This window comes from Telluria sp. ZB2R32 (assembly GCF_059685715.1).
In genome coordinates, this window is the sequence record NZ_JCASIG010000007.1 from 41,417 (window position 1) to 66,994 (window position 25,578).

Consider the following 25,578-nt stretch of genomic DNA (forward strand, 5'->3'; position numbering starts at 1 on the left):
CGCCATCGTCTGGTGCGTCGGCTGTTCAACCCGCCTGGACCTGCGTCTGGGTCTGGGTTTGGGTCTGCGTCTGACTTTGCGATGCGGCTGGCGCCGCTTCGACCGGTGCTTCCTCCGGCAGTTCCGGCGCCACCGGCAGCAGGAAATCGCGGCCGATGCCGTTGCCCAGTTCCGCAATCGAGGCCAGGAAGCGCGTCAGGAACTGGTGCAGGCCCTCTTCGAGGATGTCCTCGATCTGCGCCGACTGCAGCCTGGCATACAGCTCCTCGGCCAGGCGCTCGGTCTCGTGCGACTGATCATTGCGCACTTCCTGCAGATTGGAGACGACGCCGCACAGGCAGGCGACGAGCGAACGCGGCATCTTCGATTCCAGGATCAGCAGCTCGGCCACCCGGTTCGGCGTGATGGCGTCGCGGTAGGCCTTGCGGTAGGTTTCGAACGCGGACACCGAGCGCAGCAGCGCGCCCAGGTAATAGAATTCCCCCTCTGCCCCGTCCTCGAAGATATCGGAATCGAAGAACCTGAACTTTACGTCCAGGATACGCGCCGTGTTGTCGGCCCGTTCCAGGAAGGTACCGAGGCGAATGAAATTGAATGCCTCGTCCTGGAACATGGTGCCCAGCGTAACGCCGCGCGACATGTGCGAGCGGTACTTGACCCATTCCAGGAACTGGCCCGGGTTGTGTTCGAAGGTGCGGCTTTTCAGGTGCTGCTGCAGCGCCAGCCAGGTCGAGTTGACGATTTCCCACACTTCCGTGGTCAGGGTACCGCGCACGGCGCGCGCATTCTCGCGCGCAGCGCGCAGGCAACTGGCGATCGAGGACGGGTTGTCCGGATCGCGCACCATGAAGTCGAGCACTTCCTTCTGGGTCAGCGAGGCATATTTGGCATCGAATTGCGACTGCAGCTCGGACACGCCCAGCATCGTGCGCCAGCCCTGCTGCTCGGCCTGTGCCGATTGCGGCATCAGCGAGTACTGCACGCGCACGTCGAGCATGCGCGCGGTGTTTTCAGCCCGTTCGGTATAGCGGGCCATCCAGAACAAGTGGTCTGCGGTGCGGCTCAACATACTAATTCTCCAATATCCAGGTATCTTTTGTCCCGCCGCCCTGGGACGAGTTGACCACCAGCGACCCTTCGTTCAGCGCTACGCGCGTCAGTCCGCCCGGCACCATCGACACCGTCTTGCCCGACAGGACGAACGGGCGCAGGTCGATATGGCGCGGCGCGATGCCCGCTTCCACGAACGTCGGGCACGCGGACAGCGCCAGCGTCGGCTGGGCGATATAACCTTCCGGATTGGCCAGCAGGCGCGCGCGAAAGGCTTCGATCTCGGCCTGGGTCGAGGCCGGTCCGATCAGCATGCCGTAGCCGCCGGCGCCGTGGACTTCTTTCACCACCAGTTCGGACAAATTCGCCAAGGTGTAGTCGAGCTGTTCCTTCTTGCGGCATTGGTAGGTCGGCACGTTGTTCAGGATCGGCTTTTCGCCCAGATAAAACTCGATCATGTCGGGCACGAACGGGTAGATCGACTTGTCGTCGGCGACGCCGGTGCCGATCGCATTGGCCAGGCCGACCCGGCCGGCCTGCACCGCGCGCAGCAGCCCCGGCACGCCCAGGGTGGACTCCGGACGGAATGCGTGCGGATCGAGATAATCGTCGTCGATGCGGCGATAGATGACGTCGACCCGCTGCGGTCCGCGCGTGGTGCGCATGTAGACGGTGTCGTCGTCGACGTACAGGTCCTGCCCCTGCACCAGCGACACGCCCATTTGCTGGGCCAGGAAAGCGTGCTCGAAATAGGCCGAGTTGTACATGCCGGGCGTCAGGACGACCACGGTCGGATCGTCGGTGCCTTGCGGCGCCGCCGAGCGCAAATTGTCGAGCAGCATGTCGGGATAATGGTCCACCGGCGCCACGCGGTTGCGCGCGAACAGTTCGGGGAACAGGCGCATCATCATCTTGCGGTTTTCCAGCATGTACGACACACCGGACGGCACGCGCAGGTTGTCTTCCAACACGTAGAACTCGCCCTCGCCCGCGCGCACGATATCGACGCCGGCAATGTGGGCGTAGATGTCGGACGGAACCTTGACGCCTTGCATGGCGGGCCGGTACTGCGCATTGTTGAGCACCTGCTCGCGCGGGATGACACCGGCCTTGAGGATGGCCTGGTCATGGTAGACGTCGTGCAGGAAGCGGTTCAGCGCAGTGACGCGCTGGACCAGGCCCGCGCGCAATTTGGCCCATTCGGCGGCGTTGATCACGCGCGGAATGATATCGAAGGGGATCAGGCGCTCCTTGCCGGCATTGTCGCCGTACACAGCAAACGTGATGCCGACGCGTTGAAAGTTCAGCTCGGCTTCCGCCCTTTTTTGTTCGATCAGATTCGGCGGCTGTTGCGCAAGCCACTCGGCAAACGCGGTGTAATGAGGCCGTACAGTTTCCCCATTTGAATACATTTCGTCGTAAAAGTTCGGCATCGTCTCCTCCATGTCGGAATATTAACAAGAAACGTGCCAGCCTATAGTTCAAATGGCAAGTCAATCGAATCGGAGGGGCAATCATGCTTAAATAGATAGCATTACGTCTATAAAATGACGTTCATATAATTGCGCTCATATAATTGCGTTAATTTACATTACGCCACCCGATCGCGCCCACATCGATCGCGCCCACATCGAAAGGCAGTCTTGCATGGCAATCCGCATCGCACTCCACCATAAAACCAGTTACCGCTACGACCGTCTCGTCAGCCTGTCACCCCATGAAGTCCGCCTGCGCCCGGCACCGCATGCGCGCACCCCGATCCTGTCGTATTCGCTGACGGTGCAGCCGCACAACCACTTCATCAACTGGCAGCAAGACCCGTACGGCAACTACATCGGCCGGTTCGTGTTCCCGGAAAAAGCGGACATGCTCGAGTTCACGGTCGACCTGGTGGCCGACATGACGGTCATTAATCCCTTCGATTTCTTCGTCGAGGACTATGCACAAACGTTTCCGTTCGCGTACCCGAAGCAACTCACGACGGAACTGAGTCCCTACCTGAAAATGGAGCCGCCCGGCCCGCTGCTCACCGAATGGGTAGCGGCGGCACGCCGTGATCTGCTCGAGTATTCGATGGGAACGAACGACTTCCTGGTGGCCATCAATCAGCGCCTGCAGCGCGACATCGGCTACCTGCTGCGGATGGAACCGGGCGTGCAGACGCCGGAAGAAACCTTGCAGTTGCGCTCGGGCTCCTGCCGCGACAGCGGCTGGCTGCTGGTGCAGATCCTGCGCGAATTCGGGCTGGCGGCGCGCTTCGTGTCCGGTTACCTGATTCAATTGCGCGCCGACCAGGAAGCCCTCGACGGCCCCAGCGGCACCGCTGTCGACTTTACCGACCTGCATGCGTGGACCGAGGTGTACGTGCCCGGCGCCGGCTGGATCGGGCTCGATCCGACTTCGGGCATGCTGACCGGCGAAGGCCATATTCCGCTCGCCTGCACGGCGATGCCGTCGTCGGCGGCGCCGGTCACGGGCTATACCGACAAGGCCGAGGTCGAATTCTTCCACGAGATGACGGTCACCCGCATCCACGAAGACCCGCGCGTGACCAAACCGTATACGGAAGACGACTGGCAGAAAATCGACCGCCTCGGCCAGCAGGTCGACGCCGACCTGCAACGCCAGGACGTGCGCCTGACCCAGGGCGGCGAGCCGACCTTCGTTTCGATCGACGACATGGACGGTCCCGAATGGAACACCCTCGCCCACGGCGACAAGAAGCGCGAGCTGGCTGGCAACCTGATGCACCGGCTGAAGAACCATTTTGCACCGGGCGGCATGCTGCACTACGGCCAGGGCAAATGGTATCCGGGCGAGCCGCTGCCGCGCTGGGCGCTGAATATCTTCTGGCGCGTCGACGGCCAGCCGATGTGGTTCGATCCGAACCTGTTCTCGGACGAACACGTCGCCGAAGGCTATGGCCCCGATGAGGCCGGCCGCTTCGTCACGGAACTGGTGAAAATGCTCGGCCTGCCCGACGGCAGCGCCATTCCCGCCTACGAGGACGTGCTGCAGCAGGCGCGCCGCGAAGAGGCGCTGCCACGCAACCTCGACCCCTTGCAGGCCGACCTGAATGCGCCGGAAGAACGGCGCCGCCTCGCGCGCCTGCTCGGGCGCGGCCTGGGCACGGTGGCCGGCTACGTACTGCCTTTGAAAGCCAAGGATTACGACCCGAGCGTCATGCTCGGCACCAACTGGCAAACCTCGGCCTGGCCGATCCGGCGCGAGCACCTGTACCTGCTCGAAGGCGACTCGCCGATCGGCCTGCGCCTGCCGCTGTCCACGCTGCCCTGGGTGCTGCCGGAAGAACGCGATCCGGAGTTCGACGTCGACCCGTTCGCACCGCGCGGCGCGCTGCCGGCTGCGGAAAAGCACAAGCAGGACAATGGGCAAAAGGAGAACGACAAGAAGAACAAGCGCCCGGTCCTGGGCGTAGGCGGCAAAGCGGCTGCCAAGCCACCGGCCAACCCGGCGGCGGCGGCAGCGGCCGAGATGGCGGCGAATGCAGCCAAAAACGCCGTTGCCAACTCGGTGGCAAAACGCGAAGCACCAGCCGACCCAAGCGCGCGCGAAGTCATTCATACCGCGCTGTGCGCCGAAGTGCGCGCCGGCCGCCTGTACATCTTCATGCCGCCCTTGAAACGCATCGAGGATTACCTTGCGCTGGTGACGGCGATCGAAAACACCGCCGCCAAGCTGCAGATGAAGCTGCGCCTCGAAGGCTATGCGCCGCCGCGCGATCCGCGCATCAAGCTGCTCAGCGTCACGCCAGATCCGGGTGTGATCGAAGTGAACATCCATCCGGCGGCGTCTTGGTCCGAACTGGTCTCCAACATGACGACCCTGTACCAGGAGGCGCGCCTGACCCGCCTGGGGACCGAGAAATTCATGCACGATGGCCGCCATACCGGCACCGGCGGCGGCAACCACGCCACCCTCGGCGGCGCCACGCCCGAAGACAGCCCGATGCTGCGCCGCCCGGACCTCCTGAAAAGCCTGATCACCTACTGGCAGGTGCATCCGGCCCTCTCGTACCTGTTCTCGGGCACCTTCATCGGACCGACCAGCCAGGCGCCGCGGGTCGACGAAGCGCGCGACGACAACCTGTACGAACTGGCGATCGCCTTCCAGCAGATGGACAAGGTGCTGCCGACCATGCACCCGGGCGACAAGCCGTGGATGGTCGACCGCCTGCTGCGCAATTTGCTGGTCGACCTGACCGGCAACACGCACCGCTCCGAGTTCTCGATCGACAAACTGTATTCGCCGGACGGCCCGACCGGCCGCCTCGGCCTGGTCGAATTCCGCGCCTTCGAGATGCCGCCGCACGAACGCATGAGCTTGCTGCAAATGCTGCTGCTGCGCGCACTGGTGGCGCGCTTCTGGAACCAGCCCTTCAACGCCAAACTGGTGCACTGGGGCACCGCGCTGCACGACCGCTGGATGCTGCCGCATTTCGTCGCCCAGGACATCCGCGACGTGGCCAAAGACCTGCGTGCTGCCGGCTATGCGTTCGAAGACCACTGGTTCGAGCCCTTCATCGAATTCCGCTTCCCGCGCTTCGGCACCGTCGTCTACGAAGGCGTCGAGATGGAGCTGCGCCAGGCGATCGAACCGTGGAACGTGCTCGGCGAGGAAGTCACCGGCGGCGGCACCGCACGCTACGTCGACTCGTCGGTCGAGCGGATGCAATTGCGGGTGCGCGGGCTGACCGACGGGCGCCACGTGGTCGCCTGCAACGGCCGCATGCTGCCGCTGCATCCGACCGGCATTCCCGGCGAATACGTGGCCGGCGTGCGCTTCCGCGCCTGGAGCCCGTGGTCGGCCCTGCACCCGAGCATCGGCGTGCAGGCGCCGCTGGTGTTCGACCTGGTCGACACCTGGAACGGCCGCTCGATCGGCGGCTGCACCTATCACGTGGTGCATCCGGGCGGGCGCAACGAAACCGGTTCGCCGGTGAATGCGAATGCGGCCGAGGCGCGCCGCTTCGCGCGTTTCTGGCCGCATGGCCATACGCCCGGCCCGATGACGGTGTACAAGGAAGAGCATAATCCGAGCTTCCCGATGACGCTCGATTTGCGCTGGCAGCCGTATTGACGTATCGTTCCGTTCCCACTGCCCAGCTGCGCGCGTCATGCCTGATCAACTACTAGCCCGCTATCTGGCCGCGCCGGATGGCTACGATGAAATGCTCGACGCGGCCAGGGTGCCGCGCGCGCACTGGCGCGCCCTGCTCGCCAGCCTGGAGCACGAAGCGCCCGAGGTGATGCGCCAGCGCACGGAGATGGTGCAGCGCCAGATCCGCGAAAACGGCGTGACCTACAACGTCCAGATCGACGCCGTGGGCACGCAACGTCCCTGGGACCTGAACCCGCTGCCGCTGATCCTGCCGCACGAGGAATGGAGCGGCATCGAGGCGGCCGTGGTCCAGCGCGCCACCTTGCTTAATAAAATCCTTGGCGACGTCTACGGCAAGCAGGACATGCTGCGCGAAGGCTTGCTGCCGCCGGCGCTGATCCACGGCCACGCCGGCTTCCTGCGCCCCTGCCACGGCATGCGCCACCACGACGACGTCGCCCTGCATTTCTATGCGGTCGACCTGGCGCGCGCACCCGATGGCCGCTGGTGGGTGGTGGCCGACCGCACCCAGGCGCCGTCGGGCGCCGGCTATGCGCTGGAAAACCGCTCCATCCTGACGCCGATCTTCCCCGACCTGCTGCGCGAACTGAAGGTGCGCTCGCCCGCCGGGTTTTTCCGCACCATGCACGACAGCCTGGTGCACTGGGGACGCCTGTGCGCGGCCAGGGGCGATGCGCCCAGCCCGCTGCGCGAGGGAGAGATGCCGCTGATCGTGGTATTGACCCCGGGTCCGAGCACCGAAACCTATTACGAACAAGCCTACCTGGCACGCTATCTCGGCTTGCCGCTGGTCGAAGGCGAAGACCTCACCGTGCGCGACGGCGTGGTCTACCTCAAAACCCTGGCTGGCCTGCACCGGGTGCACGTGATCATGCGCCGGGTCGACGACGAAGCCTGCGATCCACTCGAACTGCAAGGCTCGATGCTGGGGGTGGCGGGGTTGACGCAGGCCGCCCGGCGCGGCAATGTGCTGGTCGCCAACAGTCTCGGTTCGAGCCTGCTCGAATCGGGCGCCCTGCTCGGCTTCCTGCCGGCGCTGTCGCGGCGGCTGCTGGGCGAACCCCTGAAAATGCCGTCGGTGGCCACCTGGTGGTGCGGCGAAGCGCCGGCGCTGGAAGCCGTCATCGCCAGGCTGGAGCGGCTGGTCATCAAACCGAGCTTTTCGCAGCTGCGGCCGTTTTCCGTGTTCGGCCAGGATTTGAGCGGCGATGCGCGCGCTGCCTTCATCGCCGAGCTGCGCGCCAACCCGAACAATTACATCGCGCAGGAAGTGGTGCGGCTGTCGCAGGCGCCGGTGTGGACCGATACCGCCGCATCGGGCACGATCGCCGGCGCGGTGCCTGGCCTGCAGGCGCGCGCCATCGGCTTGCGCGTGTTCGCCTGCGCCACCCCGAACGGTTACGTCGTGATGCCGGGTGGCCTGACCCGGGTCGCCACCGGGCCCGATGCGCGCGTGCTGACGATCCAGCGCGGCGGCGCCAGCAAGGACACCTGGGTGCAGGCCTGCGCCGGGGTGGAACAGCACCGCCTGCAAAAACACAGCATCCGGGCCGAAGACCTGGTGCGCGAAGACACCAACCTGTCGAGCCGGGTGGCGGAAGACCTGCTCTGGTTCGGGCGCCATACCGAACGCTGCGACAATATCTGCCGCCTGCTGCGGGTCGCGCTCACGATCCTGTTCAACGTGCCCGTCGAGCAGCGCGGCGCGGAATGGGCGACGGTCGAGGCGCTGTGCGGCTGGTTCCAGCTGGTCGACGCGGAGCCGCAGCCGGATGCGCCGGGTGCTCCGCCCGTCGTTCCCCCGACCGATGCCGAAATCGAGTCGGCGCTGCTGCAGGCGGTGGTGTCCCCCGCCGTTCCCGGCCTGGCCATGCAACAGCAGCAGTTGCACCGGATCGCCGGCCAGCTGCACGAACGCTTCTCGGCCGACAACTGGCGCGCCCTGCACCGGATGGCGCAGCCGGCCGCCCTGCCCGGCAAGCGGCCGTCGCAGTCGGAAGTGATGACGATCCTCGACGACGCCGCCAGCGCGCTGATGACGCTGGCCGGCTTCGCACTCGACGGCATGACGCGCGACCTCGGCTGGCGCTTCATGTCGCTCGGGCGCCGCCTCGAGCGGCTGCAATTCCAGAGCCTGGCGCTGCAGCGCGCGCTGGCGATGGACCCGAACGGCAGCCTCGACTGGCTGCTCGACCTGTCCGACAGCAGCATCACCTACCGCGTGCGTTACCGCGCCCAGCCCGAGTGGCTGCCGGTGCTCGACCTGCTGCTGTGCGACGAATCGAATCCGCGCTCGGTGCTGTTCCAGCTCGACGGCATCCTGCGCACCCTGAACAAGGTCGCGCAGATCCACGGCCCCTGCGGCGCGGACCTGCTGGCGCCGCTCAGGGAAGAAGTGCTGGCGCTGCAGCCCGACGCCGACCTCAAGCACGGCAATACCAAACTGAGCGATTTGTTGAACCGGATCGAGCTGGCCAGCGCGGCCCTGTCGGAGCAGATCAGCGTACAATTTTTCAGCTATACCGACCATGGCCAGCAAAGGAACCACTCATCATGACCGATCTTGCGACGGGCGCCGCGGTGTGCGCGCGCTATCGCGTGGTGCATGAAACCCGCTACAACTACCAGAGCTCGGTCAGCCTGTCGCAGCAATACCTGCACCTGACGCCGCGTTCGTTCGCGTTCCAGCAGACCGAATCGCACCTGATCTGGCTCGATCCGGCCGTCAACGAAAGCCGGGATGGCGTCGATTACTTCGGCAACGGCACCCGCCACGTGTCGATCACCGTGCCGCACGACAGCCTGCTGGTGCATGCGGAATCGACGGTCGCCCTGCGCGCCCGCCCGACCCTGGCGCAGATCGCCGGCACGCTGCCGTGGGAAAGCCTGCGCGACATGATGGGCAAGGAAAAAAGCGCGGCGACGCTGGAAGCCTGCCGCTACCTGTACGCCTCGCCCCACGTCACCTGCTTCCCGGCGCTGCAAGCCTATGCGCGCCTGAGCTACACGCCGGGCCGGCCGCAGCTCGACGCGGCGCTCGACCTGACGCAGCGGATCTTCGACGATTTCGAATTCGACGTCAAGGCGACCGACATCTCGACGCCGCTGGAACAGGTGCTGCGCATCCGGCGCGGCGTCTGCCAGGATTTCGCCCAGCTGATGATCGGCTGCCTGCGCAGCCTCGGCCTGCCGGCGCGCTACATCAGCGGCTACATCCTGACCCACCCGCCGGCCGGCAAGCCGCGCCTGATCGGCGCCGACGCCTCGCATGCCTGGGTGTCGGTGTATTGTCCGGCGCTGGGCTGGGTCGATTTCGACCCGACCAACCGCTGCCTGGTGCAGCACGAACACATCACGCTGGGCTGGGGGCGCGACTTCAGCGACGTCACCCCGATGCGCGGCATCGTGCTCGGCGGCGGCCAGCAGGAGCTCGACGTGCAGGTGACGGTGACGCCGCTGCCGCTGCCGGGCGCGGCTTGAGAAGCGCGGACCCGTAAGGTGGGCGGCTGCACCTCTCCAGTTTTCGGACCAGCGGCGTGTGCGCCGCCCACGCGTTCAACCAGCCGGTGATGCGTCGCGAAGTTTCAGAGTGTGGTTGAACGCGTGGGCGGCAATCAGGCAGCGACCGAGCCCCCACCCGGGTGCAGCCGCCCACCTTACGTGTCTGAACCCAGAGACCGCTTACAAACGCGCCAGCAACTCCGCCTTCTTGGTCTCGAATTCCGTGTCGGTCAGGATGTTCCGGCTGCGCAGTTCGGCCAGCTTGTCGATCGTCGCGAAAATGTCGAGGTCGCCCGCCATGCCCGGATTGGACGGCTGCGCGGCGGCCGGGGCTGACGCCGGGGCCGGCTGCGCTGCCTGGCCCGCTTCCGCAACTGGCGCCACGCCGTCGACCGACACGACCGGCAGGCGCGCCACGTCGACCAGGCCGTACTGGCTATTAAAACTGAGCGAACCGCCATACGACTGCTGCTGCGAAAAGCCGCCGATCTGATGGTCCTGCGTGTCGTAGATCGTGACCCTGCCATTGACCTCGATCGCCAGGCGGCGCGCCTGGGCGAAGTAGGCGTAGCGCACGCCGTTCTGCGCGCCGGTGCTGTTCGGCCAGCGCAGGTCGGGCCCCCACCAGTCGCCGCTGCCGGAGGCCGGCGCGACGAACAGGCTCGCGCCGCTGCTGGCTGCACCGCTGACAGGCGCACCGCCGGCATAGCTGTTCTGCTGCTGCCCGCCCTGGCTTTGCGATTGAAAACTGCCGCTCCTGATCAGATCCGGTTGCGTCGCCACCAGTTGCGCCAGTTCGGAACACAGGTTGTTGATGGTGTTCTTGAGGTTGTTGTTGAACATGTCCGACACCATCGTCATGCCGCCACGCATCCACTGGCCGGAGCCGGCGAATTCCGGATGGTTGAACTGGGCCATGCTGCCATTGCCGTTGATGACCGATTGCAGCATGCTCAGGACTGCTTCCGTGCTGTACCCATAGCGCTGGGCGATGCCGTCGATGATCTGCTGCCCGGCTGGGGAAAGTTGTTGCATGCTCGTCTTCCTGAAGGTGAGTGTGCGCCGCGGGTGTGCCCGGCCAGATTGCCAGGTCCGCGAACCAAGGTGTTAACAAGATAACACGCACCTTCAGGGCGTGACGCAGCGCAGCACTCATCTCGTGATGTCGCCATACTTCCGCTTGACCTTCCCACGATGGGAATGTGTACGCTGGCAGTCAGTCGAACACATATACAGGATCGAAGCATGAGCGTCACAAGCAAACAGTTGTCAGGTACTGGTAGGCCAGCCCTGAGTCTGCCGATCGAGGGCATGACCTGCGCTTCCTGCGTCGGACGTGTCGAAGCGGCGCTTCGGAAAGTCGAAGGTGTCGGGAGCGTCACGGTCAACCTCGCCACGAAACGGGCCGAAGTCCGGCCGAGCGGGAACGGTACAGTCGACCGCGTGGCGCTGGTGCAGGCAATCGAGAAGGCGGGATACGAGGTTCCCCCGCAGACGGTTGAGCTTTCTGTTGAGGGCATGACCTGTGCTTCCTGCGTCGGGCGGGTCGAGCGTGCACTCCGGGCAATCCCGGGTGTGGCACAGGCAACGGTCAACTTGGCAACCGGACGCGCTACGGTTCGCGGCATGGCGGCGCCTGACGCGCTGCTGGCGGCAGCTGGCAAGGCCGGCTATGAAGCGCGTTTGCTCGATCCTGTTGCAGGCGCTCCTGAGGGCGGCACCTCGGCCAGGAATGATGGGGAGCGGTTGGCGCTCAGGCGCGATTTGCTGCTTGCAACGGCGCTGGCCCTGCCCGTCTTCATCCTCGAAATGGGCTCGCACCTGATTCCGGCCCTGCACCACTGGGTCATGGAAAACATCGGTCAAGGACGGAGCTGGACCTTCCAGTTCCTCCTGACCTCGCTGGTGCTGCTGGTTCCTGGCCGTCGCTTCTACATAAAGGGTTTACCGGCACTGCTGCGGCTTGCGCCGGACATGAATTCGCTCGTCGCGGTCGGTACGTTGGCAGCGTATGGCTACTCGATCGTCGCCACCTTCGCACCTGGCCTGCTGCCGGCGGGTACGGTCAACGTCTACTACGAGGCGGCTGTCGTCATCGTTGCGCTGATCCTGCTCGGCCGCTTCCTGGAAGTTCAGGCAAAAGGCCGTACCTCACAGGCCATCGGGAGGCTGATGGGCCTGCAGGCGAAGCTGGCCCACGTGGTGCGCGACGGAGGCACGACCGATATTCCGATCGGCGATGTGGCAGCGGGCAACCGAATCGAGGTGCGTCCAGGCGAGCGCATTCCGGTCGATGGCGAGGTGACGGAGGGGGAAAGCTACGTCGATGAATCCATGATCAGCGGCGAACCGGTGCCGGTCAGGAAAAATCAGGGCAGTGCGGTGGTGGGCGGAACCGTCAACCAGAAAGGTGCATTGACCCTGCGCGCCACGGCCGTCGGCGGACAAACCGTCCTCGCCCAGATCATCCGCCTGGTCGAACAGGCGCAGTGCTCGAAGCTGCCGATCCAGGCGGTCGTCGACAAAATCACCATGTGGTTCGTGCCGGCGGTGATGCTTGCCGCGCTTATCACTTTCCTTGTTTGGCTCACGTCCGGTCCCTCGCCGGCGCTCAGCTTTGCCCTGGTCAACGCCGTGGCGGTGCTGATGATCGCCTGCCCCTGCGCGATGGGACTGGCGACGCCGACCTCGATCATGGTCGGGACCGGGCGTGGTGCGGAGCTCGGTGTGCTGTTCCGAAAAGGCGAAGCCCTGCAACTCCTGAAGGACGCCCGGGTCGTGGCGATCGACAAGACCGGTACGCTGACCGAGGGCCGGCCAGCGCTGACCGACCTGGAAGTGGCTGCTGGATTCGAACGCAAGCCGGTATTGGCAATGATTGCAGCGGCAGAGTCGCGTTCCGAGCATCCGATCGCCCGCGCAATCGCGCTGGCCGCCGAGCGGGAAGGCATCGATCTCCCTGCGATAACGGGATTCGATTCCGTGACGGGCATGGGTATTCGCGCCATCGTCGACGGCGCACGTGTGGAGGTGGGGGCCGACCGCTACATGCGCTTGCTGGGCATCGATGTCGATCGTTTCCGGAAAACGGCCGACAGGCTGGGCCGGGAAGCGAAGTCTCCGCTGTATGCTGCGATCGATGGACGCTTGGCCGCCATCGTCGCCGTGGCCGATCCGGTCAAGACGTCGACCCCGGCCGCCATCGCTGCGCTTCACCAGCTGGGCTTGAAGGTGGCAATGATTACCGGCGATCACGAATGCACGGCGAAGGCAATTGCGGCTAGCCTCGGTATCGACGAGGTCGTCGCCGAGGTGCTGCCCGAGGGGAAAGTGAAGGCGATCCAGCGGCTCCGGGCCGAACATGGTGCCGTTGCGTTTGTCGGTGACGGCATCAATGATGCGCCGGCGCTGGCCGAGGCCGACGTTGGCCTGGCGATCGGCACCGGTACCGATGTCGCGATGGAAGCAGCCGACGTGGTGCTAATGTCGGGCAACCTGCAGGGCGTCCCGAATGCGATCGCGCTATCGAAGGCCACCATCGGCAACATCCGGCAAAATCTGTTCTGGGCCTTCGCCTACAACACGGCGCTCATCCCGGTCGCCGCCGGCGTGCTCTACCCGGCCTGGGGCCTGCTGATGTCGCCCGCTTTTGCTGCGGGCGCAATGGCACTGTCCAGCGTATTCGTGCTTGGTAACGCACTGCGCCTGCGCGGCTTTGCACCCCCACCCAGTCGCTCATAAGGAGACCGACATGAACATTGGTGAAGCATCGAAAGCTTCAGGCGTCTCGGCAAAGATGATTCGCTACTACGAGGACATCGCACTCATTCCGCCCGCGGCGCGCAGCGAATCGGGCTACCGGGCCTATGCCCGCAACGACGTGCATCGCCTGCGCTTCATCCGGCGCGCGCGCGATCTTGGGTTCTCGGTGGCTGAAATCAGTGAACTGCTCGGGTTGTGGAACGACCGGTCGCGCCAGAGCGCCGACGTCAAACGCCTGGCCCAGGCCCATATCGTGGAATTGGAGGACAGGATCCGGCATTTGCGCGAGATGGCGGATACCTTGCAAGAGCTGATCAGTTGTTGTGCCGGCGACGATCTGCCCGACTGCCCCATCCTGGCAACGCTGGAAGATCCTGCAAAGGAAAAGGCGGAGGAGACGGTGCAGGAAAGGGGCCAGGCCGGCATTCCGGACCGCGACCGGCTGCGTAGCAAGGCATCGGCTTGCAAGTAGCCCATGCCCCGCCCGCCCCGGACGTCCTGGCGCTTGATCAGCGCGCCAGGTATTCGTCGGTCGTGACCACTGACGCATAACCGAACGCAAGCGCCGACATGAGCGCAGTGTGGACCTGCGCGGCCGGCACGGTCTCTCCGAGGAACTCGAGGTCGCGCGTGGCGCAGGCATCGTGCACGACCGTTGTCTTGTAGCCGAAATCCGAGGCGGCACGTGTCGTCGCGTCGATGCACATATGGCTCATGGCGCCAACGACCGTTACTTCCTCGATTTCTTTTGCTTCGAGCATTTCCTTGAGGTTGGTCTTCAAAAACGAATTCGGGAAATTCTTGACGATGACGGGTTCACCTTGCGCCGGTGCGACGGACTCGTGGATCTGGACGCCGTCCGTCCCCCGCTTAAAGAACGGTACGTCCGGATCAGGGGATTCATGGCGAATATTGACGACCATGTCACCTTTGGTTCTGGCATCGGCAATGACACGTGCAGCATTGTTCAACGCGTCGTGTATGCCTGCCAGCGCCAGCTTCCCGGTAGGAAGATACTCGTTTTGGAGGTCAACGACGATGACAGCTCGTTTGCTCATTGGGATGTTCCTTTCATAAAATGAAGTGCCCCTGGCATGTTTAAAGAGAGTGGACAAGCCTGTGGCGAAAAATGGCCTGCTTTGCGACATCAGATACCTACCTTGAGCAGTTTGAGGAGCCAAAGCCGGCCGCGATTATTGAAGCAACACAAAAACGTTCAGAACTTCAGGATTTCTCCATCCGCCGGAATGCGTACGCGATCGCCGATGCCATGTTGTTTGACATGCTCCTTCAATTCCTTGCGGCTGAGCGTCATATGGTTGATGGCATCCATATGCGTGGCAACGATGATCGCCTCCGGCATGAGCTGGTATGCGTGAAGCACATCGTCCTTTCCCATGATGATGGAACCTGCGTACCCGACCATACGCGCATCGCCGGAATTCAGGATGATGACGTCGGGCTTGAACTTTGCCAGTGCCTGGTCGACGTCGCTACGCCAGACCGTATCACCGACGACGTACATGGTTTTCGTGTCCGGTGCCCGGAAGACGATGCCCATGGCCTTGCCCAGCGCTTCGGCTAACGGCTTTTTCGCGTACATCTCATCGGTACCGTGCTGGCCGCCGGTCCGGGTCAGTTGCACACCCTCGAAGACGGTATTCTCATCCATGATCCGGACATTGGTGAAACCCTGGCCGCGAATGAGTTTGGCATCGGCTTCATGCTGTACGAACAAAGGAATCGCCTTCGGAATGAAGCGATGATCGCCACCGTCCCAATGGTCGAGGTGGGTATGGCTCACGATCACCGCATCCACGCCCTTGACGACCTCCTGCGCAGGCATTGGTAGTTCGATGAGCGGGTTGCGCAGTTGGCTGTTGAAAGTCCCCTCAAAGCCTGGATACGTGCCCTTTTTCGCCAGGAAGGGATCAAGGAGAAACGTCTTTCCTGCGTAGGTAATCTTCGCCGTCGCGTTGCGGATATGTTGAACCTGGACCATGTGCCTCGTTGCCACTGGACTGGGCAGGGGGGCCGCACGGGCCGGCAGGCTTGCTGCCCCCAGGGTCAGGGACAGGACGAGAACCAGCGCTTTCGGTCGTTGCATGTTGTTGCTCCATGAGTGTGGTTGGTAGCAGCATTGTGGCGGCGCAGCGCCCGCAGTAATATTGACCCGCATGCCAAATACCGATGCTTTCGGGCCACCACATGAGTTTGCAGCCATGAATACGAAACCACCAGTTGTCGCCCTGATCATGTATCCCAATTTCAGCCCATTCCATTTCTCCGTGCCCTATCTGGTGTTCAGCATGGAAATGGCCGAAAGCCGTTTATTCGACCTGAAGATTGTCTCTCCAGGTGCCCAGCCCCTGACTGCCGAGCGTGCCATGACGGTGCAGCCGGACGGTGGACTGGAACTGGCGGAAACAGCGGATATCCTCGTTATCCCAGGATGGCACGACCTGGACGCGCGCCCTGCTCCAGAGCTGGCGGCTGCGCTGATGCGCGCACATGCGAGGGGTGCCCACGTTGTCGGACTTTGCTACGGCGCCTATGTACTTGCCTATTCGGGATTACTCGACGGCAAGCGCGCGTCCACCCATTGGATGGCCGAAAAGGATTTCTCCTTGCGTTTTCCGCGCGTGCGGCTCGATATGAACGCGCTGTATGTCGACGAAGACCGCTTGATTACCTCGGCAGGCACGGGTGCGGGACTCGATTGTTGCTTGTATCTGGTACGTGCCTACCATGGGCCGAAGATCGCCAATAAAGTTGCGCGAACCATGGTTATTCCACCCCATCGCGAAGGTGGTCAGGCGCAGTTCATCGAACAGCCCGTGGCCGCCTCCACGCAGGATTCGCAGGTCAATCGGCTGCTCGACTACTTGCGTGAAAATATCAGCAAGCAGCACAGCATCGATGACCTGGCATCGAGAGCAGCAACGAGCCGACGCACATTTACGCGTCATTTTCACAAAGCGACGGGCATGACGCTGGTCGACTGGCTGGTGAACGAGCGCTTGCAGCAAACCCGCGAACTGCTTGAAACAACCTCGATACCAATCGAACGAATCTCGGAACTGACCGGCTTCCAGACGCCGCTGTCGTTGCGACAGCACTTCAAAAAACGGTTTCAGGTGAGCCCGAGGGATTGGCGCAGGACCTTTGGACAAAAAGCAGTGGCGTAGCCGGGCTAACATCGCCGGGTCCTTCAAACGACCGCTGCATGCTGGCCCAGGCTTTTCGACTCAGGGTCCGGGATTCGGATTGTCGGGCAAGGAGGGAATCGCACGCAGGTATTCGTACATGGCGGTCAGCTCCAGCTCGGTCTTCTTGCCGTACGCCGGCCAGGGCATGACCTGGAGGATGGCGCCACTCGGATCCCTGGGATTGCGTCCGGTACGCATCAGCTGGATGAACTCGCTGCGCGTCAGCCCCGCCGGCCGTCCGGCATTGTCCGGGGTGATGTTCGGTGCCGTGATTTGCGGCCCGAACTGGCGACCGCCGGACAGGTACTCTTCGGCATTGAGTCGTTCCGGTTCGCCGCGGAACGGGTCGCCGCCAGGCGAATAGGTCGGGCGACTGTGGCAGTCGGCACAACCGTTGGTGTTGATCGCGTAGCTTCCCAGGCCCACCAGCTGGCGATCCTTGCCTTCCAAATTCAACACGACACCGGGCGGCACGATGGCATAGCCGCGCTTGACGGGATTTTCGCTGTCGAGGAAATCGCGCAGGCTGTCGGCGCCTGCCGTCACGGACAATGCGACCGATGCAATCAGCGCCGCCGCCAGTAAGACGCGCCGCTGCGTTTTCGAAGGATTGTTCATTATTCACCCCTTAGCAGACTGAACACTCCCCGCAAGCGATTGCGGGGACCGGTGACTCAGTCTAGCCACGGCGCGCAGCATCGCCGCGGCTTCAGAACAGGGTTTGAGATTTATCAATCAGGGCTGCTGCTGTGCTTACTCAAGATCAAGGTCCCATTGACCACTTTGCACAGAAAGCACGATCTTGCGCAGACCTGGATTCCTTCGGCGAACCTTGGAAGGATGAGTTGGACCTCTAATGGCGACATTTATGGCCCCTGGAGTGGCAATCCAGCCGTCCCGGCCGCCGCACGCCAGCGCTTTAGCGTAAATTATTTGCCACCCTGTGCGTGCGCCATCTCGAGCGCAGGCAAGGTCACCGTCAAAAAAGAGGACACCTGGCCGATCAGGTCGGCGGCCTGCTGGCGCACTTGCCCCATCTGCAGCATCGACAGCTCGGCCTGGCGCACCGCCTGCTGGATCAGCGTGCGGCGCTGGACCAGCGCGTCGAGCAAGGCCGCATCCGGGGAATTCCCGGCCAGTTTGGAGACGACGGCCAGCGCCACCAGGTGCAGGTTCAGGTGCTGCGCCGATGCTTCCAGTTCGCGCATGGCGACTTCGCTGTCGGCCAGCAGTTGCACGAGCCGGGCGCGGCTTGCCGTCAGCGCCGGCTTGAACTGGGAAGGCGCCACCGTGCGGCGCAGCAGCCGACCGAACATGCCGCTCGGCGTCCGGGTGCTCTCGAGCGCGGCTTCGAGTTGGGCGGGCACCGCCATTTGCGCGAATGTCAGGACCAGTTCCGTCACCGGCTGGAGCAGCGCGGCGTGCTCTGCCAACGGCTCCTCTCCCCACTGCGTGACCAGCGACAGCTGCACCGGCAGGATGCGGCGAAACAGCGCAGCCAGGCGCCCCTCCGCCTGTGCGAAGACCTCGGGATAATCGGTGCGAACGGTGGCCAAGGCATCGCGCACCGCTGGATGGTCTTCGCTGTCGAACAGCGGCTTGGGCGCAGCCTTGCGGGTCAGGCTGGACGAGGCTGGCGCGGCGGGAAGGTCGTCGAACGACAGCGCCCTGGGCGGACCGGCGGGAGCGGGCGGCGCATCCTGCACGTCGCCGAAGTCGAACGCCTGCACGGCCGGAGGTCCGGCCGGAGCGGAGTCAGGTGCCGGCTCTTCGCCGAAGTCGAATGCTTTGGGCGTCATCGCTCACCCGGCGTCAAGGATGGTCCTCAGACGGTGCCGCCGAGCTTGCGGATAAACGTCGCCAGGTTCAACTTGAAACCGGCGCCGACGGCCTGGAAGCGCCATTCGCCATCCCGGCGGTACAGCGAGCCGAACTGCAGCGCGGTCTTGTCCGAGTAATCCGCGTCGAGGTCGTATTCCGCCAGCGTTTCGCCGGTGTCGTCGTTGTAGACCTTGATGTAGGCGTCGTTCACGCTGCCAAAGGTCTGCTTGCGCACCTCGGCGTCGTGGATGGTGACCACGATCGGCATCTCGACCACGGTCGGGTCGACCCGGGCCAGGTCGACGGTAATGACTTCGTCGTCGCCATCCTTGTCGCCGGTGCGGTTGTCGCCCGAGTGCACCACGGCGCCATCCGGGGACGTGGTGTGGTTGTAGTAGACGAAGTGGGCGTTGCTGAGCATGACCGGATCGTCGTTCGCATCCTTCTTGCACAGGAAGACCGACGAATCGAGGTCGAAGGCCTGGCCCGCGGCCGCGTTGACCTTCCAGCCGAGGCCGATCCGAACGCGTTTCAGGCCCGGTGCGGTTTTTTCGAGGTTGATGCGGTGGCCGGTTTCCAGCGTCGTCGCCATGACTATCCCTTTATTTTTTACGATGGTGTGAATGCTTATTTTCGCTGAATTTTGGTCGACTACGCGATGGTGGGCGAAAACCGCGTAATCAGCTCGCGCTCGAGTTCCTGCAGCTTCGGCAGTTCGTCCTTGCGGCGCTGCTGGCCTTCGTTCGAGATTTGCTCGAGCTTGTCGAACGCGGTGATCAGCTGGGTCTGCACGTGCTGGGCGGTTTCCAGGCTGACCAGCGAACGCTGCTTGGCGCGCGCCACGGTCTCGGTATTTTCCAGCAGCATGTCGGCCTGGGCGCGGAAGGCGGCGTCGGTGGCGTCGTAGGCGGCATTCGCGACCGCCGCGCTCTGCTTGGCTTCCAGTTGCAGCAGGTAGAGCGAGAACACGTTGCGCCAGGCCGGAATCGAGACGTTGACGATGTCGGTAAACGTGTCGGTGAGCGCGCGCGCATTGTCTTGCGACAGGCGGATCTGCGGCACCATCTGGGTGGCCATCAGCATGGCGCGTTTCAAATCGTCGATGCGCTTTTCAAGACGCTCGAGACGGCGCTTGAGTTCGGTCGACTGCTGCGCCTCGAAGGCATTCGTCGGCGCGGCTTGCTGGGCCACCGCCTGGCGCAGCTTGTCGGCCCAGGCTTCGCCCTTCTGCACGTCGGCGGCCAGTCCCTGGTAATAGACTTCCAGGCCCTTGTACATCTCGTCGAAATCGTGGATGCGCGCCCGGTGCACGTTGGCATGGCGCGTCATTTCCGCCACCAGCGTATCCATGCGCGACTCGACCACCTGGTACTGCGACAGCATCTTTTCCTTGACCGAGCCGAACATGTTGGTCACGCGCGACATCAAGCCGCCCGAGCGCAGCTTGGCCGGGTCCAGGCCCTTGGAGGTGGCGATCAATTCGTTCAGCTGCGAGCCGAACACGTCCGCATCCGAAGCGCGCACGGTGCCGAGCAGCTTGGCCGAGACCTTGGCCACGCCGGCGCCGGTATTGCCGCCGAGGGATTCGATCGCCTTGTCGTCGATGCCGGAAATATCGACACGCACCTGCGGCGCCACGCTCGCCTCCGGGCGCAAGGCGGGCAGCGCACCCTGCGTGGAAGCAGGATTCAGGACTGGATCCAGGAGCGGCGGCAAGGCCGGCGCAGGCGCCGCGGACGTTGCCTTCGCTTCTTCGTCGGAGGAGAACAGCGGTTTCATAAGGTTCCTTCAAGGGTTGAAGTGACAATATGAATAGCTTACCACCGGACAACTCGGCTGAGCTAGCTCCCCTTTCAGCCAGTGCTAGGCCGCAGCCGCCACGACCAGCACCGGCACCGGCACGGCCACCGCAACCGCCTGCTTGAGCTCGGTACCGGCTGCCGGCCCATCGAAGCGGTAGCCGTCGGCATCATGCAACTCCCAGGCTCCCTCGCCCTTCAGGCGCAGCACGTGGGTATGGTGGCGCAGCACGGCGGCGCGGTGGGCGATGCTGATCAAGGTCGTGCCGCTCGCGCGCAGGCGCGCATACAGCGCCGCTTCGTTGGCGCTGTCGAGCGCGCTGGTCGCTTCGTCGAGGATGACGATGGGCGGCTGGTGCACCAGCACGCGTCCGAAAGCGAGACGCTGCTGCTCGCCGACCGACAGCAGCTTTTCCCAGTCATGTACGGCATCGAGCCCGCCCACGCGCTCGGCCAGGCGCGGCAGGTGCACTTGCGCGAGGATGTCGAGCAGTTCGGCGTCGCTCAGGCTTGATTGTGCGCTGGGATAGATCAGCTGGCTGCGCAGTGTGCCGGATTGCAGGTAGGGTTGCTGCGGCAGGAAGAAGAGCTGTTCCAGCGGCGGATGCTGGATCGTGCCGCTGCCGCGGTCCCACAAGCCCGCGATCGCGCGCAGCAGCGAACTCTTCCCGCAGCCGCTGTCGCCGGTGATCAACAGCGCGTCGCCCGGTTGCAGCGCCAGGTTCAACTCCTTGATCAGCACCCGCTCGGATTGCGGCGGGTACAAGGTCAGCGCTTCCAGCGCGAGGTGGGCGCCGGGGCGCATCCCGATGCGCGGCGGCTGGCTGTCGGCACCCGCCTGCGGCGCATCCGGGTCCGGCAGCAACAGCGTCGACAAGGCTTGCAGGCGGTCGATGCCGGCCACGAAGCGGCTGAGGCTTTCGAAGTTATCGACGATGACGCCGACGGCGCCGAGCACCGCCGTGAATGCGCCGGCCGCCTGGATCGCGCGCCCCACTTCGAGCTGGCCCGAGAGCACGCCGTCGGCCAGGATCACGCCCGGCAGCACCAGCGTCAGCTGGCTGAAGGTGCGCTGGAACAGGTTCAGCGAGCGCTGCTTGCGGATCAGCTTGGCATAGTTGCGGATCACCTTGGCGAACTTGCCGTCGATGTGCGCGCGCTCTTGCCCTTCGCCGCGGTAAAAGGCGATCGATTCAGCATTCTCGCGCAGGCGCATCAGGCTGAAACGGAAATCGGCTTCCAGCCGCAGCTGCCAGAAATTCAGGTGGATCAGCGGATTGCCGAACACGTAGAGGGCGACCACGGTGCCGATGAAGGCGTACAGCGCCAGCACCCCAACCAGGACGTGCGAAATCGACCACAGCACGGCGCTGAAGGCGACCAGCTGCATCAGCGAGCCCAAAAAGATCAGCAGGAAGTGGATCGACCGGCCCGTAAAGGTATTGATGTCTTCGCTGATGCGTTGGTCCGGGTTGTCGATTTCCTTGTCGGCGCCGAGCGCGTAGTACTTGCGCCCTTTGAGGTAACTGTCGAGGAAACGGCTGGTGAGCCAGCGCCGCCAGTGGTTGGCGAAGCGGTCGCGCATGTAGTAATAAAAGGCGTAGATCGGCACCGCGAAGGCAAGGATGAACAGGCAAGTGCGCACCGAAGTCCAGAAGCGGTCGCCATTCTTGCCGGCCAGCGCCGACGTCATCTCGCCGGCCTGGTCGTTGAGCATGACGGCGAACTTGGTCTCGGCCAGCATCAGCACGATCAAGAGCAACAGCAGCAGCCAGGCTTGCCGCCTTTCTTCTCCCAGCCAGTACGGCTTGGCCACGTTAACAAATTGTTTCCACGCAGCGAGCGACAGGGGCGCGGCGCGCGGTTTATCTTCAGGTTCCGCCGGGACTGCGTTGGTGGTGGCATTGGTGCTGGCGGCGGTCGTCATGGTCATTCCCCGGAAAACGGTGTTCAGTACGTACACCCCGAGCATACGACGCGGCACAGGGCCGTTCAGTGCGGAAACAGACATAGCAATGGGCCGGCGAACGCGCCGCGGGACCGCGCTACAATCGGCGCATGAAAATGCGCAAGAAATCCGAGCTGCCGGTGAAACAGTGCGCGCACTGCAGGCTGCCTTTTACGTGGCGTAAGAAATGGGAGCGCGACTGGGAACAGGTGAAATACTGCTCGGAACGCTGCCGGCGCGCGGCCAGGCCAGCGGTCCCGAGCGGCAACGAGGAAGTGCAATAATGACGAGACACACTTCTTAATTCGCGGAGAAGCCATGCCCCATATTGCCGGTCTCGACCACGTGCAGGTCGCCATTCCCCCAGGCGCCGACGACGCCGCGCGCGCCTTTTACGGTGGCGTGCTCGGCCTGGCCGAAATCCCGAAACCGGCGCCATTGAACGCGTCCGGCGGCATGTGGTTCCTCACCGGCGCGACGCAGCTGCACATCGGCAGCCAGCCCGACTTCGTGCCCGCAAAGAAAGCGCACCCCGCTTTCATCATCGACGATTTCGCCGGCTACTGCGACTTGTTGCGTGCGCGCCAGGTCGCGGTGCGCGAAGAAGCGCCGGTCGCCGGCCGCCGCCGCGCGGGCATCGAAGACCCATTCGGCAACCGCATCGAACTGATCGCGCAGTCCTGAACCTGTCGATGCCTTTTACAGCTCATCCATTCCGGGTAGCGTAACTGACTGATTATTCAACAATGTAATTTTCAGGCACATGATTTGCTAAGTCCATGTCGGCAGGCGCGGCCGCGCCTGCATGCCACCACAACAGACTGGAGACGACATGCACATTCCTCGCAGCTTGCGCCATTCGAGCGCCACCGTCCTCGCTGCCATTGCACTGGGCGGCCTGGCCTTGCCGGCCTCGGCCACCACCATCCTCTTCGTCGGCAACAGCTTCACCTACGGCGACCCCGCCGGCGCCCAGCCGCCCCACGTCCAGAGTTACCGGCCCAACACAGTCACCGACCTGAACGGTTCGAACATCGGCGGCGTGCCGGCCCTGTTCAAGGCCATGACGCTGCAAGCCGGACTGAACTATGACGTCAGTCTGGAAACCCAGGGCGGCTCCGGCCTCGATTTCCACTACAACAACCGCTACAACACCATCGTCAAGCCTTTCGACATGGTGCTGCTGCAAAGCTACAGCACGCTCGACGCCGCCAATCCCGGCAACCCGGCCACGCTGATCCGGTATTCCGGTTTGCTGGCCGACGCTTTCCGCGCCCAGAATCCAAACGTCGACGTGCGCCTGACCGCCACCTGGTCGCGTGCCGACCTCACCTACCGCAATACCAGCAGCCCGTGGTACGGCGACTCGATCTACGCGATGGCGCAGGACGTGCGTGCCGGCTACGATGCCGCCGATGCGGCATCGGATAACATCAGCGACGTCATCCCCGTCGGCGAAGCCTGGAACCTGGCGATCGCGGGCGGCCTGGCCGACGCCAACCCGTACGACGGCATCGGCGCCGGCCAGGTCAACCTGTGGGCGCCGGACTCTTACCACGGCAGCGTGTATGGCTATTACCTGGAAGCGCTGACCATCTTCGGCAACGTGACCGGCCTCGATCCGCGCTCGCTCGGCGGCGACGAGTACGTCGCGCGCGACCTCGGCATCGACCCCGCCACCGCGATCGCCCTGCAAGGCTTCGCCGCCGCGCAACTGCGGGCCGAGGAAGTGCCCGAGCCCGGCACGCTGGCGATGTTCGCGACGCTTGGCGGGCTGATGTTTGCGGTGCGCCGCCGCAAGGTGGGGATGGTTGGCGGGCGCTGAGCCTGACGGGTGGACCCGTAAGGTGGGCGGCCGGACCTGAGCGCATGCATACTGGCTGCCCGGATGCCGCCCACGCGTTCAACTACACGCTGAACTTCGCGGCGAACGACCGGCGGTTGAACGCGTGGGCGGCGCAAACTCCGCCAATCCGCAACTGGAGAGGTGGAGCCGCCCACCTTACAGGGTCTATGCATCATCTGGGACGAAGTTCGTCCGACGCTAAGCCAGCACGATCCGGTTGCGCCCCGCTTCCTTGGCCTGGTACAGCGCGTGGTCGGCGCGGCTGATGACCTCCGTAAACGGCTCGCCGGCGCGGCGCGTGGCCAGCCCGGCCGAGAAACTGATGCGCTTGCCGTCGAGCCCCGGCACCACCATGGCATGCACGCGCTCGGCCATGCGCTCGAGCACGGCACGCGCATCGTGGGGAGCGGCGTCGGGCAGCAGCAACAGGAATTCCTCGCCGCCCCAGCGCGCCAGCACGTCGTTGCTGCGCAGCGAGCCACGCGCCGCGGCCGAGAAGCAGCGCAGCACGGCGTCGCCGGCGGCGTGGCCGTAACCGTCGTTGACCTGCTTGAAAAAGTCGATGTCGAGCAAGGCGACGCAGGTAGTAAAGGCGCTGCCCTTGCGGCGCTCCTCGGCCGCGAGGACTTCGTTCATGTGGCGGCGGTTCACCAGCGAGGTGAGTTCGTCGACTGTCGCCAGCACGCGGATGGTCGCCAGTGCCTCGGACAATTCTTCCTTCTGGCGCTTCAGGCGCGCGCGCAGCTTGTTCATCTCGCCGCTCAGGAGCGCGGTCGACATCAGCGCGCCGGCCAGGTAGCCGAAGGTCACCAGTTCCGTCATCGGCGGAAAGCGCAGCGGCTCGTGCGCCTGCAGCCACCACATGGCCGCACCCATGCCGACGATCGCGGCGGCCGACAGCATCAGGGTCTGGCGCGGACGCAGGGCGAACATGCAGAACACGATGATCACCACCGCCATCGCCAGCATGGCCGCACGCAAGGGGCCGGCAATGGCGTAGGCCCAGACGCTGCAGATCAGGGAAAACACTGCCTGCGCCACCGCCAGCTGGTCGGGCGCCAGGCCGAGGCGCGCGTTGGCGCGGATCAGCACATAAAACACGCAAGCGCCGCAGGCGCCGAACACGATCAGGCCATGCGCCGCGCCGGAATCGCTCAGGCCCTGCTCTACCTGCAGCAGCAACAGCAGGATGCAGACCACATACAGCACGCAGGTCGCGGCCCAGTAACGCAGCATGCGGTGCAGGCCGGCGTCGGTGCCGCACAGCAGGACGGCAATCCGCCGCAGCATGCTCAAGCGGACGCCCCGGCGGAAGGCATGCGCATCTGCAGCAATGCATGCGTGGCTGTGTGAAAAGTCGGATACGTCATCGTGGTCGAAGTGTGGCCGCAGCCATGCGGGACTGGTGGAAACGTCGCAAACGGGACGGCTCAAACTTTACCGAAGGGGCATATACAAGTCGAGATATTTACATAGAGAAATTGAACGGCTTAGATTTTT

19 protein-coding genes and 1 pseudogene are annotated in these 25,578 nt (G+C 64.1%); 9 read left to right on the plus strand and 11 right to left on the minus strand.

Annotation, left to right across the window (positions count from 1 at the left end):
• Positions 1-25: 25 nt before the first annotated feature.
• The gene (locus tag AC56LG_RS19665; protein WP_497167759.1) at positions 26-1,069 is read right to left on the minus strand and encodes an alpha-E domain-containing protein; all 1,044 of its coding nucleotides are present in this window, start codon (positions 1,067-1,069) and stop codon (positions 26-28) included.
• Between the two features lies 1 nt (position 1,070).
• Positions 1,071-2,483 carry a circularly permuted type 2 ATP-grasp protein gene (locus AC56LG_RS19670; protein ID WP_497167760.1) on the minus strand — a complete coding sequence of 471 codons (1,413 nt, stop codon included), beginning with the start codon at positions 2,481-2,483 and terminating at the stop codon, positions 1,071-1,073.
• Between the two features lie 214 nt (positions 2,484-2,697).
• Between AC56LG_RS19670 and AC56LG_RS19675 the strand changes: the two genes are divergently transcribed.
• Genes AC56LG_RS19675 through AC56LG_RS19685 form a run of 3 tightly spaced genes read left to right on the plus strand, consistent with a single transcriptional unit; the run spans position 2,698 to position 9,672 of the window.
• Positions 2,698-6,150: a transglutaminase family protein gene (locus AC56LG_RS19675; protein WP_497167761.1), complete on the plus strand. Its 3,453-nt coding sequence runs from the start codon at positions 2,698-2,700 to the stop codon at positions 6,148-6,150.
• 37 nt (positions 6,151-6,187) lie between these two features.
• Positions 6,188-8,749 carry a circularly permuted type 2 ATP-grasp protein gene (locus AC56LG_RS19680; protein ID WP_497167762.1) on the plus strand — a complete coding sequence of 854 codons (2,562 nt, stop codon included), beginning with the start codon at positions 6,188-6,190 and terminating at the stop codon, positions 8,747-8,749.
• The gene (locus AC56LG_RS19685) at positions 8,746-9,672 is read left to right on the plus strand and encodes a transglutaminase family protein (protein ID WP_497167763.1); all 927 of its coding nucleotides are present in this window, start codon (positions 8,746-8,748) and stop codon (positions 9,670-9,672) included. The genes AC56LG_RS19680 and AC56LG_RS19685 overlap by 4 nt, the downstream gene beginning before the upstream one ends.
• A gap of 201 nt (positions 9,673-9,873) precedes the next feature.
• Here the strand turns inward: AC56LG_RS19685 and AC56LG_RS19690 are convergent, their stop codons facing one another.
• Positions 9,874-10,728, minus strand: coding sequence for an SHOCT domain-containing protein (locus AC56LG_RS19690; RefSeq protein ID WP_497167764.1), 855 nt, complete (start codon positions 10,726-10,728; stop codon positions 9,874-9,876).
• Between the two features lie 210 nt (positions 10,729-10,938).
• On the opposite strand from AC56LG_RS19690, the gene AC56LG_RS19695 reads away from it, so the two are divergent.
• Together AC56LG_RS19695 and cueR are read left to right on the plus strand one after the other, a co-directional pair.
• A complete protein-coding gene (locus tag AC56LG_RS19695) occupies positions 10,939-13,434 on the plus strand; it encodes a heavy metal translocating P-type ATPase (protein ID WP_497167765.1) in 2,496 nt (831 codons plus the stop codon).
• 10 nt (positions 13,435-13,444) lie between these two features.
• A pseudogene (gene cueR, locus AC56LG_RS19700) lies at positions 13,445-13,825 on the plus strand (Cu(I)-responsive transcriptional regulator); the annotation flags it as partial.
• A 139-nt stretch (positions 13,826-13,964) separates the two neighbouring features.
• On the opposite strand, the gene AC56LG_RS19705 reads toward cueR, so the two are convergent.
• Together AC56LG_RS19705 and AC56LG_RS19710 are read right to left on the minus strand one after the other, a co-directional pair.
• Positions 13,965-14,513 carry a cysteine hydrolase family protein gene (locus tag AC56LG_RS19705; RefSeq protein ID WP_497167766.1) on the minus strand — a complete coding sequence of 183 codons (549 nt, stop codon included), beginning with the start codon at positions 14,511-14,513 and terminating at the stop codon, positions 13,965-13,967.
• A 158-nt stretch (positions 14,514-14,671) separates the two neighbouring features.
• Entirely contained in the window at positions 14,672-15,562 is an 891-nt protein-coding gene (locus tag AC56LG_RS19710) for an MBL fold metallo-hydrolase (protein ID WP_497167767.1), read from the minus strand.
• A 115-nt stretch (positions 15,563-15,677) separates the two neighbouring features.
• On the opposite strand from AC56LG_RS19710, the gene AC56LG_RS19715 reads away from it, so the two are divergent.
• Positions 15,678-16,643 (plus strand): GlxA family transcriptional regulator, encoded by a 966-nt coding sequence (locus tag AC56LG_RS19715; protein WP_497167768.1) that lies wholly within the window; start codon positions 15,678-15,680, stop codon positions 16,641-16,643.
• 60 nt (positions 16,644-16,703) lie between these two features.
• On the opposite strand, the gene AC56LG_RS19720 is transcribed toward AC56LG_RS19715, so the two are convergent.
• From AC56LG_RS19720 to AC56LG_RS19740, 5 genes are all read right to left on the minus strand, one after another.
• The gene (locus AC56LG_RS19720) at positions 16,704-17,282 is read right to left on the minus strand and encodes a hypothetical protein (protein ID WP_497167769.1); all 579 of its coding nucleotides are present in this window, start codon (positions 17,280-17,282) and stop codon (positions 16,704-16,706) included.
• Between the two features lie 311 nt (positions 17,283-17,593).
• Entirely contained in the window at positions 17,594-18,463 is an 870-nt protein-coding gene (locus AC56LG_RS19725) for a hypothetical protein (RefSeq protein WP_497167770.1), read from the minus strand.
• 26 nt (positions 18,464-18,489) lie between these two features.
• On the minus strand, positions 18,490-19,077 hold the full coding sequence (locus tag AC56LG_RS19730; RefSeq protein WP_497167771.1) for a TerD family protein: 588 nt from the start codon (positions 19,075-19,077) through the stop codon (positions 18,490-18,492).
• A 59-nt stretch (positions 19,078-19,136) separates the two neighbouring features.
• Positions 19,137-20,264 carry a toxic anion resistance protein gene (locus AC56LG_RS19735; protein ID WP_497167772.1) on the minus strand — a complete coding sequence of 376 codons (1,128 nt, stop codon included), beginning with the start codon at positions 20,262-20,264 and terminating at the stop codon, positions 19,137-19,139.
• 84 nt (positions 20,265-20,348) lie between these two features.
• Positions 20,349-22,211: an ABC transporter ATP-binding protein/permease gene (locus AC56LG_RS19740; RefSeq protein WP_497167773.1), complete on the minus strand. Its 1,863-nt coding sequence runs from the start codon at positions 22,209-22,211 to the stop codon at positions 20,349-20,351.
• Positions 22,212-22,348: 137 nt separating this feature from the next.
• Here AC56LG_RS19740 and AC56LG_RS19745 point away from each other — a divergent pair, with 137 nt between their 5' ends.
• The 3 genes from AC56LG_RS19745 (at position 22,349) to AC56LG_RS19755 (ending at position 24,057) form a co-directional block, all read left to right on the plus strand.
• Positions 22,349-22,516, plus strand: coding sequence for a DUF2256 domain-containing protein (locus AC56LG_RS19745; RefSeq protein ID WP_497167774.1), 168 nt, complete (start codon positions 22,349-22,351; stop codon positions 22,514-22,516).
• Positions 22,517-22,550: 34 nt separating this feature from the next.
• Complete coding sequence (locus tag AC56LG_RS19750) at positions 22,551-22,916, plus strand: VOC family protein (RefSeq protein ID WP_497167775.1); 366 nt, start codon at positions 22,551-22,553, stop codon at positions 22,914-22,916.
• 148 nt (positions 22,917-23,064) lie between these two features.
• Complete coding sequence (locus AC56LG_RS19755; protein ID WP_497167776.1) at positions 23,065-24,057, plus strand: PEP-CTERM sorting domain-containing protein; 993 nt, start codon at positions 23,065-23,067, stop codon at positions 24,055-24,057.
• Positions 24,058-24,276: 219 nt separating this feature from the next.
• On the opposite strand, the gene AC56LG_RS19760 is transcribed toward AC56LG_RS19755, so the two are convergent.
• The gene (locus AC56LG_RS19760; protein ID WP_497167943.1) at positions 24,277-25,368 is read right to left on the minus strand and encodes a GGDEF domain-containing protein; all 1,092 of its coding nucleotides are present in this window, start codon (positions 25,366-25,368) and stop codon (positions 24,277-24,279) included.
• Between the last annotated feature and the right edge of the window lie 210 nt (positions 25,369-25,578).